Below are 16,681 nucleotides of genomic sequence, written 5' to 3'. Positions count from 1 at the left end.
ACTGTGCGCATCTGGTGGAAGCCGTTCATACTGTGTATCTGGGGCGGCGCCTTGATCATGGCCGCCGGCGGCTGCGTCTCGCTCTCCGACCGGCGCCTGCGCGTCGGCGCGCCGCGCCGGAAGGCGAAGGCCGCAGCCCCTGCGATGGAGCCGGCGGAATGATGCGTCTCTCCCGTCTCCTCGTCGCCGTGTTCGTGTTCTTCGCACCCGTTTCCGCCTTCGCCGTCAATCCCGACGAGGTGCTGGCCGATCCGGCGCTGGAGGCCCGCGCGCGGGCGCTATCGGCCGAACTGCGCTGCATGGTCTGCCAGAATCAGTCGATCGACGATTCCAATGCGGAGCTCGCCAAGGATCTCCGCTTGCTTGTGCGTGAGCGCATCAGCAACGGCGACAGCGATGAGGCGGTGCTCAACTATATCGTCTCGCGCTACGGCGAGTTCGTGCTTCTGAAGCCGAGGTTCAGCGTCAGGACGCTGTTGCTCTGGGGCGCCCCGGTGCTGCTGGTCCTTGCCGGCGGCGCGTCGCTGCTCGTCTTTGCGCGCAAGAGGACAGGCAGGCCGACCGGAAGCAAGCTGACGCCGGAAGAGCAGGCGAAGCTGAGTGAGCTTTTAGATAAGTAACGCTGGATGGCGATCCTTTGTCGCGATGGCCCGAATTCGGGCAAGCAGAGATCACAAACATTACCAACTTTTCATTGGCTGGACAGTTCGCAGTAAGGTGCGCCATCCTATATCTTAAGTCATCGACTGATCCGGCGCCGCCGGTCTGAAGATCTAAGAACAAGAGAAGGTGCTCCAATGCTCAAGAATTTCAACGGACGTCCGTCCCTCGCCACGGTGCTCAAGGCTTCTACCGTCGCCGGTATCGCAGCCGCTGTGCTTGCAACCGGCGTTCCGCTCGAAATCACCCGGTCTTACGCTGAAGCTGTCAAGGTTCAGGCGCCTGCCGTGCCGAGCTTCGCCAATGTCGTCGATGCCGTTTCACCCGCCGTCGTTTCCGTTCGCGTCGAAAACCGCGTCAACCCCGTCGCCGACAATGACGGCTTCTCCTTCGATTTCAACGGCCGCGGCTTCGACGATCTGCCTGACGATCACCCGCTGAAGCGCTTCTTCCGTCAGTTTGGCCAGGATCCAAACGACCAGCAGGGCCACCAGCGGCGCTTCGGCCAGAACGGCCCTGGTGGTCCGGGCGGCCCGAACGGTCCGGGCAAGGGACGTCTGCGTCCGGTCGCTCAAGGCTCCGGCTTCTTCATCTCCGAGGACGGCTACATCGTCACCAACAACCACGTTGTTTCCGACGGTCAGGCCTTCGTCGCGGTCATGAATGACGGCACTGAACTCGACGCCAAGCTGATCGGCAAGGATCCGCGCACCGACCTCGCCGTGCTGAAGGTCGATGGCAAGGGCAAGAAGTTCACCTATGTCAACTGGGCCGACGACAACAATGTCCGCGTCGGCGACTGGGTCGTCGCCGTCGGCAATCCCTTCGGTCTCGGCGGCACCGTCACCGCCGGCATCATCTCGGCCCGCGGCCGCGATATCGGTTCCGGTCCCTATGACGATTACCTGCAGGTGGATGCGGCCGTGAACCGCGGCAACTCCGGCGGTCCGACCTTCAATCTCAACGGCGAGGTCGTCGGCATCAACACGGCGATCTTCTCGCCCTCGGGCGGCAGCGTCGGCATCGCCTTCGCGATTCCCGCCTCGACCGCCAAGGATGTCGTCGCCGATCTGATGAAGGATGGCCAGGTTTCCCGCGGCTGGTTGGGCGTCCAGATCCAGCCGGTGACCAAGGATATCGCCGAGTCCATCGGCCTTTCCGAGCCGAGCGGCGCCCTCGTTGTCGCCCCGCAGCCGGGATCGCCGGGTGACAAGGCCGGCATGAAGGCCGGTGACGTCGTCACGGCACTCAATGGCGAAACGATCAAGGATGCCCGTGATCTCAGCCGCCGCATCGGTGCGATGCAGCCGGGCAGCAAGGCCGAGCTTTCGGTCTGGCGCGCCGGCAAGGCCCAGTCGCTGACGGTCGAACTCGGCACGCTGCCGGCGGATCAGAAGGATGCCAATGCCGATGACAACAATAATCAGCCGCAGCAGCCTGAGGCTCCCGCTTCCGAGAAGGCGCTTGCCGATCTCGGTCTGACCGTCGGCCCTTCCGATGATGGCAAGGGCCTGGCGATCACCGGCATTGATCCCGACTCCGATGCCGCTGACAAGGGCATCAAGGAAGGCGAAAAGATCACCTCGGTCAACAATCAGGAGGTTTCCACTGCCGCCGATGTCGTCAAGGTGCTGAATCAGGCCAAGAAGGACGGCCGTACCCGCGCGCTGTTCCAGATCCAGTCCAGCGAAGGAAGCCGTTTCGTCGCGCTTCCGATCAACGGCCAGGGCTGATCCGTAAAGAAAATCGGAGCCGTGCGGACCAAGGTCCGCGCGGCTCGTTTCTTCTGACCTTTCAAGGATGATCACGATGAGCGCCGCCCCGCAGCAAGATGCTTTGAGACTTGCCGAAACGCAGCCGGTGGGTAATGTCGGCCGCATGAAGATTCTCATCATCGAAGATGATCTCGAAGCCGCGGCCTACCTCACGAAAGCCTTTCGTGAGGCGGGTATCGTCGCCGATCACGCCAGCGACGGCGAGGCCGGCTTGTTCATGGGGTCGGAGAACACCTACGACGTTATCGTCATCGATCGCATGCTGCCGCGCCGGGACGGACTTTCGGTCATCAGCGAATTGCGCCGCAAGGGCATCCACACGCCGGTCCTCATCCTCTCCGCCCTTGGCCAGGTCGACGATCGTGTCACCGGCCTTCGTGCCGGCGGCGACGATTACCTGCCAAAGCCCTATGCCTTCAGTGAGCTGCTGGCGCGCGTCGAAGTGCTCGGCCGCCGCAAAGGCACGCCGGAACAGGACGTCGTCTATCGCGTCGGCGATCTTGAACTCGACCGGCTCTCCCACGAGGTGCGCCGCGGCGGCAAGGAAATCCCGCTGCAGCCGCGCGAGTTCCGCTTGCTCGAATATCTGATGAAGAATGCCGGCCAGGTGGTCACCCGAACGATGCTGCTCGAAAATGTCTGGGACTATCACTTCGACCCGCAGACCAACGTCATCGACGTCCATGTCTCGCGCCTGCGCTCGAAGATCGAGAAGGACTTCAGCCAGCCGCTCCTCAAGACCATTCGGGGCGCGGGGTATATGATCAAGGATGAGGGATGAGCCGCTTCAGGGTTCTCTTCAAATCCACCGCAGTTCGCCTCTCGGCACTCTACATTCTACTATTCGCCATCTGCGCCGCGACGCTCGTCTTCTATGTGACGGCGATGTCGGAACGGCTGCTGACAGGCCAGATTCGCGATGCCGTCCGGCAGGAGGTGGAGCAGGTGCAGCGCGCCTATGACACCGGCGGCATGAACCTTCTGCTGCGCACGATGGAACGGCGTGCCCGTCAGCCCGGCGCCAATCTCTACATCATCGCCGGTCCTTCGGGGGATATTCTCGCCGGCAACGTCGCCTCGGTGCAGCCCGGTGTCTTCGAGGAGGTCGGCTGGACCTCGGCTCCTTTCGCCTATCAGCGTTATACAGACGGTGGTGGTATCGAGCGCCGCCATAAGGCGATCGCCAACATTTTTGTGCTCGACAACGGCTTGAGAATCCTGGTCGGCCGCGACCTCGGCGATCCCGAGCGTTTCCGCCTGCTGGTGCGCCAGGCGCTGATGGTGGCTTTGGCGATCATGGGACTCGGCGCGATCATCATCTGGTTCGGCATTGGCCGCAACGCACTGAAACGCATCGACCGCATGTCGGATGCGAGCAAGAAGATCATGGCAGGCGATCTGTCGCAACGCCTGCCGGTCGGCGGATCCGGCGACGAATTCGACCGGTTGTCGATGTCGCTGAACACTATGCTGGAACGTATCGAGAAGTTGAATGAAGGCTTGCGGCAGGTCTCAGACAACATTGCCCATGATCTCAAGACACCGCTGACACGGCTGCGCAACAAGGCCGCCGATGCGCTCGATATGACGGATGGCGATACGCGTCGCGCGGCGCTGGAAGGCATCATTTCCGAATCGGATCAGCTGATCCGCACCTTCAACGCCCTGCTGATGATCTCCCGCGTCGAGGCCGGGTCGGTCGCGGCGGAGATGTCGCCGGTCGAGCTTTCGGCCATCGTCTCCGACAGTGCCGAACTTTACGAACCGGCGGCTGAGGAGGCTGGTCTCGGCCTCAGGGCGAGCGTCGAGCCGGGCATCGAGGTGCAGGGGAATCGCGAGCTGATCGGCCAGGCGATCTTCAACCTGCTCGATAATGCGATCAAATATTCCTCCGATACGGAAGGGGCGGGCGAAGTGTCCCTCAAGCTTGCCCGTCATCCGGAGGGCATCTGCCTGTCGGTGGCCGATCATGGGCCCGGCGTTCCGGCCGACCGGCGCGACGATGTGGTGAAGCGCTTCGTTCGCCTCGACGAAAGCCGTTCCAAGCCAGGCACAGGGCTCGGGCTTTCGCTGGTGGAAGCAGTCATGGAGCTGCATAACGGCCGGCTGGAGCTCTCCGACACCAACCCCGACAAGTCCGAACAGCGCGGGCTGACGGTCAGCATGATCTTCCCGGCCAAGGCCGCCTGAGGGTCTTGTCCGATTGCGATAGGCTGAATCGCGTATTGGCGGTTTTCCACCAGGACACTAAGTTACCTCCGAACCGAAGGCGGCGACCCCAATTCCAGATAATCGCCACGCCTTCTGCAAGCCAGGGAGAGCGCATGCTGACGAAATCGACGCATGGCCTGAAGGATGTCGCTGAAGGGCTGCTGCGTCCGCTGAGCCAGACGGAGCTGAAGCTGGCGCTGGCCGATCTGCAGGAGGCGGGCAAAAGGGAGCCGTTAATTGCGGCAATGCTGAAGACGGACGGGCGGGTGCGCGACTTCATTGCCGCCGTGCTGTCGCTGTCGCCCTACCTGCGTGAAATCGTCAATCTCGATCCCGCCGTCCTTGCCGGCGCCATCAGCGAACCGCTGGAGCCGCAGATCGAAGCGCTGATCGCCGAGGCGCGAAGCTGCTGGCGGCGGGACGGTGAAGGGGCGGCGCCGGGGGAATCCGTGGTGATGAGCAGGCTGCGCATCATCAAGCGCAAGGCCGCTTTTCTCGTTGCGCTCGCCGATCTCTCGCGCATTTTCGACAGCAGGACGACAACGGCCTGGCTGAGCGCGCTTGCCGAGGCTTCGGTCGCGGCTGCGATCGACCATCTGCTGCTTTCGGCGCATGAGGGGGGAAAGCTCAGGCTGCACGATCCGGCCAAACCAAGTGAGGGCTCGGGCCTGATCGTGCTCGGCATGGGCAAGCTCGGCGCGTGCGAACTCAACTATTCCTCCGATATCGATCTCGTGGTCTTCTTCGACGAACAGGCCGGCATCGTGGCCGACCCGGATGATGCGATCGACGTCTTTCCGAGGATGATGCGCCGGCTGGTGCGCATCCTGCAGGAGCGCACGGCGGACGGCTACGTCTTCCGCACCGATCTCAGATTGCGTCCCGATCCCGGCTCGACGCCGCTGGCGATCCCGGTTGATGCGGCGATGATCTATTATGAGGGCAGGGGCCAGAACTGGGAGCGGGCGGCCTTCATCAAGGCGCGCGCGGTGGCCGGAGACCTTGCTGCCGGCGGGGAATTCCTGCGCGGGCTGTCGCCTTTCGTCTTCCGCAAATATCTCGATTACGCGGCAATCGCCGATATCCATTCGATCAAGCGGCAGATCCACGCGCATAAGGGTCATGGGGCGATCGCGGTCAAGGGCCATAATGTCAAGCTTGGCCGCGGCGGCATCCGCGAGATCGAGTTCTTCGTTCAGACGCAGCAGCTGATTGCCGGCGGCCGCATGCCGGCGCTGCGCGCCCGGGCGACGGAGGAGACACTCGGCGAACTCACCAAGGCGAAATGGATCGATGCGGAGACGCGCGACGAACTGACGGAGGCCTACTGGTTCCTGCGTGACGTCGAGCATCGCATTCAGATGGTGCGCGACGAGCAGACTCACCTTCTGCCGGAGACCGACGCCGACCTGAAGCGCATCGCCTTCATGATGGGCTTTCCCGACACGCCGAGCTTTTCCGAAAGGCTGGTCAGTGTCCTGAAAACGGTCGAGCGTCGTTACGCCCGCCTATTCGAGCAGGAGAGCAAGCTTTCCAGCGAAACCGGAAACCTCGTCTTCACCGGCCAGGGCGACGACCCGGACACGCTGGAGACGCTGAAGAAGCTCGGTTTCACCAGGCCATCCGACATTTCGCGCATCATCCGCACCTGGCACTACGGCCGCTATCGTGCGACGCAATCGGTGGAGGCACGGGAAAGGTTGACGGAGCTGACGCCCGAGCTGCTGCGCGTCTTCGGCGAAAGCAAGCGCGCTGATGAGGCGCTGCTGCGCTTCGACAGTTTCATCTCCGGTCTTCCCGCCGGCATTCAGCTCTTCTCGCTGCTCGGCAGCAATCCGGCGCTCCTGTCGCTGATCGTCAACATCATGTCCTCCGCCCCCCGCCTGGCCGAGGTAATCGCCGCCAGGCCGCATGTCTTCGACGGCATGCTCGATCCTGGCCTGATGGCCGAGCTGCCGACGCGCGACTATCTCGGCGAACGCCTGAAGGGCTCGCTCGTCCAGGCGCGCCATTATGAGGAGGTGCTCGACCGGCTGCGCATCTTCGCCGCTGAACAGCGCTTCCTGATCGGCATCCGCCTGCTCACCGGCGCAATCAATGGCGCAATGGCCGCCCGCGCCTTTACCCACCTCGCCGATCTCATCATTGCGGCCGCACTCGATGCCGTGGTAAGCGAGATGCGGGCCGCGCATGGCGATTATCCCGGTGGACGCGTCGCCATATCAGGCATGGGCAAGCTCGGCAGCTTCGAGCTGACGGCAGGTTCCGACATCGATCTGATCCTGCTCTATGATTATGATGATGCGGCGTCCGAATCCGATGGGTCGAAGCCGCTCGACGCGACGCGTTACTTCACCCGCATCACTCAGCGACTGATCGCCGCCTTGTCGGCGCCGACCGCCGAAGGCGTGCTCTATGAAGTCGACATGCGGCTGCGCCCCTCCGGCAACAAGGGCCCGGTCGCCACCCGCATCAATGCCTTCGGCAAATACCAGCGCGAAGAGGCCTGGACCTGGGAGCATATGGCGCTCAGCCGCGCCCGGCTGATTTCAGGCGATGAAAGCCTGATCGCCGAGGCGGAACGTATTATCCGCGAAGTGCTGACTTCAGATCGCGACATCGCCAAGGTGGCGCATGACGTTGCCGAGATGCGCGAACTGATCGACGAGGAGAAGCCGCCATCCGGCCTTTGGGACTTAAAGCAGATCCCCGGCGGCGTCATCGATCTCGAATTCATTGCCCAATATCTGGCGTTGATCGCGCCAACGAGGGGCGTCGGCATTGCCGTGAACGGCAAGAGCACCGGCGAGGCGCTTAAGCTGCTTGGCGACCGGCTGATGTCGGCGGCCGACCTCGATACATGCCTCGAAGCCTTTACGCTCTACACCAGTCTTTCACAGCTGATCCGACTCTGCATCGAGAGCGAGTTCGACCCGAAGGATGCGCCGGCCGGCCTCGTTGAACTCGTCTGCCGCGCCGGCGACTGCCCCGACATCAGAACGTTGGAAGGGGAGGTGAAACGGCTTTCGAAAGCGGTCAGGAAGATCTTCTCGAATGTGGTGAAGACCGCCTGAGCATCCCGCGGAGGACATGCGCAAGGGATCTGCGAAGATTGTGAGCGGAACCTCGCCCGGCTGATTTTCACCACCGCAAAAACCGTCTACATCGATGAACTCGCTTCGCACGGAAGCGGAAATCCATGTGGTCCTTATGAGGCAAGATGAAAGCCGTTACTTTTTCCATTCCGACAACCGCGATGACGACAGGCGATGTGTCGGAATGCCTGTCAGCTGAAAAGACGGATAATTCGTTCCGCCCGGTAGGTAAGGATTCGGTTGGCGACTTTTCCTTCAGCGCGCAGGCACTCGGCGAGTTTGTCGGATGGACGGGGTCGAGTTCAGTTCATCGATCGCTGCGAGTTGGCTTGGAAATCGATGACTACCTGTTCTTTGCCGACCATGGGGACGGCCATGCCATCGCGACGGGGAGTGCGAAATTCGATGTAGGCCGCTCACAGGGGCTGCTGACGTCTGCCGACCGATATTCCGGCGTGGAAATTGGCGAAGGCTCGATCGCCGAGGGCTTTTCGGTTCCGAAACACCTGGTGCACAAAGCGCTTGCCGATTCTTTTGAATGCTTCGTACCGGCCGACTTCGAATTTTCTCCATCGTTGGACCTGGCGACGGGGCCAGCTTTGCAATTGATGAACCTGATGCGGTTCTTCCGGACGGAGATTTGCGGCTCGCAACTCGTCGTCTCTCCTATTGCCCTGGCCGGGTTTCAGGAGATGTTTTGCTCGCTGATAACGCAGAACATACAGCATTCGCTGTCGCAAAAACTGGCGTCGGCTCGGACATGCTACATCACACCGGCACAGTTGAAACGAGCGATGGAATTTGCAAAGGCAAACGCGGCATTGCCGATAACAATTGCGGACATGGCTATGGCGGCCGGTGTGAGTGCACGCACGCTGCAAGTCAATTTCCGCAGATTCCTGAATACGACGCCAATGTCTTTCCTGCGGCAGCTACGCTTCGAAGGTGCGCGGCGTGACCTGGTTCAGGCCGCACCGTCAGCGACGGTGTCCGAGATTGCGCGACAATGGGGATTTATCCACATGGGGCGGTTTTCGGCCGAATATCGTTCGCATTTCGGCGTCTCGCCTACTGCCGATTTGGCGCGGCGCGGCTAATATGGGGGAAGGTGTTGCGTCTAATCTGAGCCTGGAGAAGGCGTCGGCCAAAATTTCATGGCGAGTTTCGAGTCAGATCATTCCAACTCGCAAACGGTCAAGGTGTTCACCTAAACATCATCTGGAATGCGCAGCGAGATCACGGTGCCCACAGCTTCGCGTGAGCGGATCTTCATGCGGCCGCCATGCAGCGAAGTCAGCGAGCGGGAGATGGCAAGTCCGAGGCCGGAGCCGCCCTTGCTCTTGGCGTATTGGCTCTGCACCTGCTCGAACGGCTGGCCGATCTTGGAGAGCGCCGAGCGCGGAATGCCGATGCCGGTGTCGGCAATGGTGACGAAGACGGCGCCGTCGACGCGGCGCGTGCGCAAGGCGATGCGCCCACCATTATCTGTGAACTTCACCGCATTGGAGAGCAGGTTGAGCAGCACCTGTTTCATCGCCCGGCGGTCGGCCGTCAGCGTCAGGCCCGACGAGATGCGCTGCTCGATCACGATGTTCTTTTCGGCGGCCGGAATGGCGGTGAAACGCAGGCTTTCCTCGATCAGCGGCACAAGGTCTATGCGCTCGCGGTGCAGCTTCAGATGGCCGGCCTCGATCTTCGACATGTCGAGAATGTCATTGATGACGTTGAGCAGATGTTTGCCGCTGTCATGGATATCGCGGGCATATTCGTCGTATTTCAGCGAGCCGAGCGGACCGAACATCTGGTTCTGCAGGATCTCGGAGAAGCCGAGGATGGCGTTGAGCGGGGTGCGCAGCTCATGCGACATGTTGGCGAGGAATTCCGACTTCGCCTTGTTGGCGGCCTCGGCGCGTTCCTTCTCCGCTTGGTAATTGGCGTTGGCCGTCGAAAGCTCGGCTTTCTGGAGCTCCAGCGTCTGACGCGAGGCGGAGAGATCGCCGATCGTTGCCATCAGCCGGCGTTCGGATTCGCGCAGCCGCTCCTGATGACGTTTCATTAGCGTGATATCGGTGCCGACTGAGACCCTGCCACCGTCGCGTGTGCGGCGTTCATTGATCTGCAGCCAGCGCTCGTCGGCAAGCTGCACCTCGGTCGTCCGCCCCGAGCCATCGGCATCGGCGACCCGCCGCTCGATGACGGGGCGGGCGGCGGCGGCATTGACGATCGAGCGCTCGGTGCCGGGCACCAGCACGCTGTCCGGCAGGCCGTAGGCTTCCTGGAAATGCGTGTTGCACATGACCAGCCGATCGTTCTTGTCCCAGAGCACGAAGGCTTCGGAGGTGCATTCGATAGCGTCGGCGAGCCGCTGATCGGCTTCGGCATAGCGCTGGGCGAGCCGGTGCTGTTCGGTCACGTCCATGGCGATGCCGATCAGGTGCATGCGGCCGGAATTGCTGCGGATCACCTGGGCACGGGCGCGCATCCAGACATAGTGGCCGCCGGCATGGCGCATGCGGAAGATCTGGTCGACCTGACCGGAATGGCCGTTGGCGATGGCGCGGGCGATCTCATAGAGGCCGCCGTCATCCGGATGCATCAGCCGCGCGGCCTCGCCGAAGCCCAGCGTCTTGTCCGAACCTGGCAGGCCGAGCATGTCGTACATCGAACGCGACCAGAAGAATTCGCGGTTCTCGAAATCGAAATCCCAGAGGCCGCAACGGCCGCGCGACAGCGCCGTCTCGACGCGCAGGTTCGATTCCAGGAAGATATCGTCGGCGTCGCGGGCGCGCTTCACCTGGGTGTAATAGGCATAGAGGATGACGAGCAGGATCGAGGATATGCCGGCAAACAGCGTGACGTTGAGCGCCAGTTCCTCGCGCCAGACTTGGCTGATCTCCTCGAGCGAGGTGGCGGCGACGATATAGCCGCCGGCATTGCCCATCAAAGTGATCTCGGCATAGTGCGGCACGCCGCCGATCGTGGTTTCGATGACACCGGCTCGATCGCCGAAACGTCGGATTGCCGAAACCTCGGGGAAGAAGTCACCGACATTGCTGCCGACATGCGAGAGCCCGGCAGTCGTCGCGGCGAAAACCTTGCCGCTGGCCTGCACCAGCAGCACGAAAGCGCCGCTGTCCAGCCGGTCCTGCGGCAGGTACTTGGCGAGGCGGGTCTGCGCTTGGCCGATATCGCCGCTGTCGAAAATCTGGGACGCATCGGCAAACACCGCCGAGGCAGTCGCCGCCGAGAGCGCGGTGGCATGACGGGCGGAAGCCTCCAGGCGGGCATATTCATTCATCATGCCGAAGAAATGTGAGGCGGCGACAACCGAGAGGAAGGCAATGATGAGCGCCGGAATGGTGCGCTTCAAGATGAGCTCGGCCTTCGGCAGATGACGAAGGAGCGGTTCCGATGTCGCATGACCGGAAAGGCTGTTTCGCCAGGCTTTCAGCCCGTCAAAATCGACACGCAGCCGTCCTCCGGCCACGGTTGCCCGCCGCACGTCCATCATCTCTTCGCCTTGTCCCTCGTGTGATTCGCGCGCCGCTCGCTCGAACCTGACCTAGAGAATCACGGGTGATTCGCCTTGTCCAGAGGCAAAGGTAAAAATCCGTTAACTATTTAAATTTCTGGAATTTTTGAGCGATTCGAATCAAGCGGCCAGCCGGCCGTCACATCCTGCACGGCGGCCGGCTCAAGCAAATCACCCCTTAAGCGTGCGCTCCACGATGTCGCGCACGTCAGTGGAAAGGTTGGGCGCCTGTTCGATCTTGCTCAATGCGGCGCGGGCATGACCGGCACGCGTCGGTTCCAGTGAGCGCCAGGAGCGCATCGAGGTAAGAATTCGGGCGGCGAGCTGCGGGTTGCGCTCGTCGATTTCGAGAATCTCACCGGCAAGGAAACGGTAGCCTTCGCCATCGGCACGACCGAAGCCGGTCGGATTGGCGAAGGCAAAGGTGCCGACCAGCGCCCGCATCCTGTTCGGATTGGTCCGATTGAACAGCGAATTTTCCATCAGGGCGCGGACCCGCTCCAAGGCCTTGGCGCCGGGGATGCCGGCCTGGATCGCGAACCATTTGTCGATGACGAGCGCGTTTTCTGCGAAGCGGTCGCGGAAGGCTGTGAGCGCCTCGCTGGTCTGCTCACTCTCGGGGAAATGATGGGCGAGGATCGTCAGCGCATGGCTGAGATCGGTCATGTTGTTGGACGCGTCGAAGGCGGCCTTGGCACGAAACGGTGTCTGCTCGGCATAGGAGAGGTAGGTAAGCGCGCTATTGCGCAGGGCGCGCAGGCCGGCGCTTCGGGCATCCGGGCTGAAGGCGTCTGAGGTCGTCATTGCCGCGTAAAGGCTGGCGAAAACATCCTTCCCGGCATCGGCGATCTGTTTTAGGATCGCCTGCCGGCCGGTATGGATGGCGTCGGGATCGTTGTTGCTGCCGAGTTCGCGGGCAATATCGGATTCGCTCGGCAGAGCTAGCGCCTGAGCGCGGAAGGCGGGCTCGAGGCTCTCGTCGGCGGCAGCCGCAATCAGCGTCTCGACGAAGGTCGCCTCGCAGGCGACGGGCTTGCCCTCACGCGCGTCGCGGGCGGCCTTGAGAAGGTTCGGCAGCGCCAGATCGGTCAGCGCCTGCCAGCGGGCGAAGTGATCCGTCTCACAACGGGCGAGCCGGGCAAGATCGGCCGGGCTCTGATCGAAATGCAGGTTGATCGGCGCCGAGAAGCTGCGGTTGATCGAGACGACCGGGCGCGAGCCGATGCCGTGGAATATCGCCGTCTGGGCGCGGTCGGTCAGGTGCAGCACCTCGCCGGCATATTCCGCACCGCTGACCGAGCTCGGCTCGATCTTGCCGCCGTTTTCGCCGAAGAGCGCGAGGCTGAGCGGAATATGCATCGGTTCCTTGCTCGACTGGCCGGGTGTCGCCGGGACCATCTGTTCGAGCGACAGGGTGAAGGTGCTGGCCGCCGGATCGTAACTGCCCGACGCGGTGACGAGCGGCGTGCCGGCCTGATGGTACCAGAGCGAGAATTGCGTCAGGTCGCGCCCGCTTGCATCCTCGAAGCATTTGACGAAATCCTCGATCGTCACGGCCTGACCGTCATGGCGGTCGAAATAGAGGTCCATGCCCCGCTTGAAAGCGTCTTTGCCGAGCAGTGTGGCGATCATCCGCGTGACTTCGCTGCCCTTCTCGTAGACAGTCCGCGTGTAGAAGTTGTTGATCTCGCGATATGTCGTCGGCCGCACCGGATGGGCCAGAGGGCCGCCATCCTCCGGAAACTGTTCGGATTTCAGATGGCGCACATCGGCGATGCGTTTGACCGGGCGCGAGCGCTGGTCGGAGGAGAATTCCTGGTCGCGATAGACCGTCAGGCCTTCCTTGAGGCACAGCTGGAACCAGTCACGGCAGGTGATGCGGTTGCCGGTCCAATTGTGGAAATATTCATGCGCGATGACCGCTTCGATATTGGCGTAGTCGGCATCGGTCGCTGTCTCGGGATCGGCAAGGACGTATCTGTCGTTGAAGACGTTGAGACCCTTGTTCTCCATCGCCCCCATGTTGAAGTCGGAGACGGCGACGATCATGAAGATGTCAAGATCATATTCGCGCCCGAACCGCTCTTCCTCCCACTTCATCGAGCGTTTCAGCGCATCCATCGCATAGGCTGCGCGAGGCTCCTTGCCGTGTTCGACATAGATCTTCAGCACCACTTCACGGCCGGACATGGTGGTGAAGGTGTCTTCGACGACGCCGAGATCGCCGGCCACGAGGGCGAAAAGGTAGCTAGGCTTCGGATGCGGGTCGAACCAGGCGGCGAAATGCTTGCCGGGGCCGTAGCCGGCGCCGCCGAGGAAGTTGCCGTTCGACAGCAGCAGCGGGTTGGCGTCCTTGTCGGCGATGATGTTGACCGTATAGGGCGCAAGCACGTCGGGTCGGTCGGGGAAGTAGGTGATGCGGCGGAAGCCCTCCGCCTCGCATTGCGTGCAGTAGACGCCGCCGGTGCGGTAGAGGCCCATCAGCTGGGTATTGGCCTCGGGATTGATGATCGTGGTGATCGTCAGCTCGAAAGGGGCGCTTTCCGGCAGGTCGCGCACCGTCAGGCTTTCCGGCGTCGCATCATAACGCGAAGGGTCAAGCTCCACTTGGTCGAACAGCAGCCCCGCCAGCGTCAGCTCGTCGCCGTCGAGCACGATCGGCGCCGCAATGTCGGCGCCCGGACGACGATGAAAGATGAGACGCGCTTCGACCTTTGTCTCGGTCGGATCAAGTTCGAATGTCAGGTCCACGCGTTCCAGCACGAAGTCGGTGGGACGGTAATCTGCCAGATGAATGACCTGGCCGGTATCTGTTCGCATGGTGTTTCCTGAAGACCGTTATTTGACAACCGCGGATACAGAGGCGGGCGCACTCTGCCTAAATTGACGGGCATGATTACATTAAAGTCTGAACTAAAGTTAAAGCAAATTGCCCGCAAACGCGAAGTTCGCAGGCAAAATATCCATGGGAGCCGGATGAACGTGGCTGTCGGCCGAAAGGCGTTATATCGGATCGAGCGCCGCAGCGCCGCTCTCCCGCCCGACCAGTCGGATCGGATGCGAAAAGCTATAAATTTTCGCCATATCGATTTTCTTTAGCTAGGATGACAGACGTCACTCGCCGCGTCCCCGAGTCGGATGCGTCTCCCAGTTCCTTTTAAGTCAGCATCAGAGCCAGGATCATGCACTCGGTTCTCAGAAACCCGATGAGAGGCATTGCGCTGAAAGTCTCGTCGGTCGTGGTCTTCCTGGCCATGCAGACCTTCATCAAGCTGGCCGGCCCGGATATCCCGCCGGGCCAGGTCACCTTCTGCCGGTCCTTCTTCGCGCTCTTCCCGATCATGGCTTATCTCGCTTATATCGGCCAGCTGCGCGCAGCCTTCCACACCGCCAACCCGCTCGGCCACCTGAAGCGCGGCACGATCGGCATCCTGTCGATGGCTTTCGGTTTTTACGGCCTGCTGCATCTGCCGCTGCCGGAGGCGATCGCGCTTGGCTACGCCTTGCCGCTCGTCGCCGTTATCTTCGCCGCGGTTTTTCTCGGCGAGACCGTGCGCATCTATCGTTGGAGCGCCGTTCTCGTCGGCATCGTCGGCGTCGCCATCGTCTCCTGGCCGAAGCTGACGCTGTTTCGTGACGGCGGCATGGAAGCCGAACAGGCCGTCGGCGCGCTTTGCGTGCTGCTCTCGGCCGTTCTCGGCGGCATGGCGATGATCCAGGTGCGTCGACTCGTCGAAGAAGAGAAGACTGCGACGATCGTGCTGTATTTTTCGCTGACCGCGTCGGTCTTCTCGCTGGCTTCCCTTCCTTTCGGCTGGCTCGTCCTGCCATGGCCGTCGGCGCTTTATCTGGTCGCTGCCGGCTTTTGCGGCGGCGTCGCCCAGATTCTGCTGACGGAAAGCTACCGCCATGCGGATGTCTCCACCATCGCGCCGTTCGAATATACGTCGATCCTGCTCGGCGGTATCGTCGGCTACTTCGTCTTCGGCGACGTGCCGACCGTCACAATGCTGATCGGTACCGTCATCGTCGTTGCTGCCGGTATCTTCATCATTTATCGCGAGCATCAGCTGGGCATCGAACAGCGAGAGGCGCGCAAGGCGACGACGCCGCAAGCCTGAGGTGCCGACCGGCACTATTTAACGCCGGGATTGCCGTCATGCGAGGCTTGCTTCCGGTGAGCGAAAAGAATGGCGAATTCTTGGGATGGCGTCGACCTGCGGAATATGATTGTTGAACATGAAAAACTATCATTTATTCAATGCTATGCATGTCTGAATGAGCCGGTTTGCGGCTTTCGATATTACTGCTCCGAACGCTGGCCGGCGAGCGGAGATGGAGAAAAGCATAATGGCGTTCACGGCGGAGCAATTGGCGGGGAACTGCTCCTTTTTGATGAGCATCCGCTTTCTGGCTGGGCAGACGCGCAGCATGTTCGACGCCGGTCCACGTTTGGCGCGACTGCTCGCCTCCCATCAGCGCTGGCTCCTGACACAGACCGCTTATGCTCTCCACCTGGAATATGATCCGCGCGACCCGACGTCGGGTTTCACCGCCGTTCGGCTGACCGGCCGCATCACCGCACACAAGGTGGCGAGCCGTAACACCGTGCTCGCTTTCATTGAAGAACTTTATACCTACCGCTTCATCGCTCACACGCCTGGCGACGAGCGGCGCCGCCCACGGCATTTTGAACCGGCCATTGTCAGCCACCAGGCAATGTTTGGCTGGATTCACGCCAATCTGGCGGCGCTCGACCTGCTGGACGGCGGCGAAAGGGCGGCCTTTTTCCAGGCAAATCCAGCATTGATGAAGCTTGTTCAGCCGCGCATCGCCCGCCATTGCCTGGAAGACGCCGCCTGGCGGGAGCCGCCGGAGCAGGTGGCGCAATTTCTCTGGACGGAAGCCGGCGGCCTCGTCGTCGACAACTTGATCAGCCGGATGGATATCGAGAACACCGCGTCTGACAGGTTTGTCGTCGGCCGCGTCGAAACCCGCGCGCTCGCCGCCGATTTCATGATGTCGCGCACGCACCTGCAGCGGCTCTTGGCGAAGGCGGCGCAGCGCGGCTGCGTCGGCTGGCATGACGAGCCGCGCAAGACGCGGCTCTGGATATCGCGGGATTTTGTCGAAGAATATTGCGCCTGGCAGGCCGTCAAGTTCGCCTATGTCGACGAAGCCTTCGAATGGGCGAAAGCCCGGATCGAAGAAATAGCAGTCTGATCAGAGAACGATCGCCGCTGCACTCGCGCCAAGATCCGAGGCGACATCGGCAGGCCTGACCGACAGCTCGCGCTCATATTCCCGTGCGGCGCAGACCGCGACGCGGATATGTTCGAAGGTTTCGATATTACGCAGAAGCGACAGCAGGATCGTCGACATGGTGGCATACTCTGACATGAACGGGC

General features: G+C 61.8%; 12 protein-coding genes. 9 read left to right on the top strand and 3 right to left on the bottom strand.

Annotated elements, in window-relative coordinates; genetic code table 11:
- From ACQ7C1_RS07850 to ACQ7C1_RS07820, 7 genes are all read left to right on the top strand, one after another.
- Positions 1-162: cytochrome c-type biogenesis CcmF C-terminal domain-containing protein (locus tag ACQ7C1_RS07850; protein WP_430957881.1), on the top strand; the 162-nt coding region annotated here is incomplete at its 5' end.
- Complete coding sequence (locus ACQ7C1_RS07845; protein WP_097599817.1) at positions 159-620, top strand: cytochrome c-type biogenesis protein; 462 nt, start codon at positions 159-161, stop codon at positions 618-620. The genes ACQ7C1_RS07850 and ACQ7C1_RS07845, both read left to right, overlap by 4 nt.
- A gap of 177 nt (positions 621-797) precedes the next feature.
- On the top strand, positions 798-2,393 hold the full coding sequence (locus ACQ7C1_RS07840) for a Do family serine endopeptidase (RefSeq protein ID WP_430957868.1): 1,596 nt from the start codon (positions 798-800) through the stop codon (positions 2,391-2,393).
- A 67-nt stretch (positions 2,394-2,460) separates the two neighbouring features.
- Positions 2,461-3,216 (top strand): response regulator transcription factor, encoded by a 756-nt coding sequence (locus ACQ7C1_RS07835; protein ID WP_430957867.1) that lies wholly within the window; start codon positions 2,461-2,463, stop codon positions 3,214-3,216.
- Positions 3,213-4,625, top strand: a complete 1,413-nt coding sequence (locus ACQ7C1_RS07830) for a sensor histidine kinase (protein WP_430957866.1) — start codon at positions 3,213-3,215, stop codon at positions 4,623-4,625. The genes ACQ7C1_RS07835 and ACQ7C1_RS07830 overlap by 4 nt, the downstream gene beginning before the upstream one ends.
- 134 nt (positions 4,626-4,759) lie before the next feature.
- Positions 4,760-7,720, top strand: a complete 2,961-nt coding sequence (locus ACQ7C1_RS07825; protein WP_430957865.1) for a bifunctional [glutamine synthetase] adenylyltransferase/[glutamine synthetase]-adenylyl-L-tyrosine phosphorylase — start codon at positions 4,760-4,762, stop codon at positions 7,718-7,720.
- A 146-nt stretch (positions 7,721-7,866) separates the two neighbouring features.
- Positions 7,867-8,838 (top strand): AraC family transcriptional regulator, encoded by a 972-nt coding sequence (locus ACQ7C1_RS07820; protein ID WP_430957864.1) that lies wholly within the window; start codon positions 7,867-7,869, stop codon positions 8,836-8,838.
- A gap of 110 nt (positions 8,839-8,948) precedes the next feature.
- Here the strand turns inward: ACQ7C1_RS07820 and ACQ7C1_RS07815 are convergent, their stop codons facing one another.
- Together ACQ7C1_RS07815 and pepN are read right to left on the bottom strand one after the other, a co-directional pair.
- Positions 8,949-11,252, bottom strand: coding sequence for a PAS domain-containing sensor histidine kinase (locus ACQ7C1_RS07815; protein ID WP_430957863.1), 2,304 nt, complete (start codon positions 11,250-11,252; stop codon positions 8,949-8,951).
- A gap of 192 nt (positions 11,253-11,444) precedes the next feature.
- The gene (gene pepN, locus ACQ7C1_RS07810; RefSeq protein ID WP_430957862.1) at positions 11,445-14,093 is read right to left on the bottom strand and encodes an aminopeptidase N; all 2,649 of its coding nucleotides are present in this window, start codon (positions 14,091-14,093) and stop codon (positions 11,445-11,447) included.
- 362 nt (positions 14,094-14,455) lie between these two features.
- Between pepN and ACQ7C1_RS07805 the strand changes: the two genes are divergently transcribed.
- Both ACQ7C1_RS07805 and ACQ7C1_RS07800 read left to right on the top strand, forming a co-directional pair.
- The gene (locus ACQ7C1_RS07805; protein ID WP_097599811.1) at positions 14,456-15,394 is read left to right on the top strand and encodes a DMT family transporter; all 939 of its coding nucleotides are present in this window, start codon (positions 14,456-14,458) and stop codon (positions 15,392-15,394) included.
- A gap of 229 nt (positions 15,395-15,623) precedes the next feature.
- On the top strand, positions 15,624-16,496 hold the full coding sequence (locus ACQ7C1_RS07800; protein ID WP_183703798.1) for a hypothetical protein: 873 nt from the start codon (positions 15,624-15,626) through the stop codon (positions 16,494-16,496).
- Here ACQ7C1_RS07800 and ACQ7C1_RS07795 read toward each other — a convergent pair whose 3' ends face one another.
- Complete coding sequence (locus ACQ7C1_RS07795) at positions 16,497-16,655, bottom strand: hypothetical protein (protein WP_183703801.1); 159 nt, start codon at positions 16,653-16,655, stop codon at positions 16,497-16,499. It abuts the gene before it with no gap.
- Positions 16,656-16,681 lie beyond the last annotated feature (26 nt).

Origin of the sequence: Rhizobium sp. Nf11,1, assembly GCF_050587665.1 — a bacterium.
GTDB lineage: Bacteria > Pseudomonadota > Alphaproteobacteria > Rhizobiales > Rhizobiaceae > Rhizobium.
The sequence above is the reverse complement of the archived record's forward strand: the minus strand, read 5'-3'. Positions and strand labels throughout refer to the sequence as shown.

Excerpts from the sequence above, each read along its gene's own strand:
- ACQ7C1_RS07805 (WP_097599811.1), top strand. The coding sequence starts at position 14,456 with ATGCACTCGGTTCTCAGAAACCCGATGAGAGGCATTGCGCTGAAAGTC.
- ACQ7C1_RS07845 (WP_097599817.1), top strand. The coding sequence starts at position 159 with ATGATGCGTCTCTCCCGTCTCCTCGTCGCCGTGTTCGTGTTCTTCGCA.
- ACQ7C1_RS07815 (WP_430957863.1), bottom strand. The coding sequence starts at position 11,252 with ATGATGGACGTGCGGCGGGCAACCGTGGCCGGAGGACGGCTGCGTGTC.
- pepN (WP_430957862.1), bottom strand. The coding sequence starts at position 14,093 with ATGCGAACAGATACCGGCCAGGTCATTCATCTGGCAGATTACCGTCCC.
- ACQ7C1_RS07795 (WP_183703801.1), bottom strand. The coding sequence starts at position 16,655 with ATGTCGACGATCCTGCTGTCGCTTCTGCGTAATATCGAAACCTTCGAA.
- ACQ7C1_RS07830 (WP_430957866.1), top strand. The coding sequence starts at position 3,213 with ATGAGCCGCTTCAGGGTTCTCTTCAAATCCACCGCAGTTCGCCTCTCG.
- ACQ7C1_RS07800 (WP_183703798.1), top strand. The coding sequence starts at position 15,624 with ATGGCGTTCACGGCGGAGCAATTGGCGGGGAACTGCTCCTTTTTGATG.
- ACQ7C1_RS07820 (WP_430957864.1), top strand. The coding sequence starts at position 7,867 with ATGAAAGCCGTTACTTTTTCCATTCCGACAACCGCGATGACGACAGGC.
- ACQ7C1_RS07840 (WP_430957868.1), top strand. The coding sequence starts at position 798 with ATGCTCAAGAATTTCAACGGACGTCCGTCCCTCGCCACGGTGCTCAAG.
- ACQ7C1_RS07835 (WP_430957867.1), top strand. The coding sequence starts at position 2,461 with ATGATCACGATGAGCGCCGCCCCGCAGCAAGATGCTTTGAGACTTGCC.
- ACQ7C1_RS07825 (WP_430957865.1), top strand. The coding sequence starts at position 4,760 with ATGCTGACGAAATCGACGCATGGCCTGAAGGATGTCGCTGAAGGGCTG.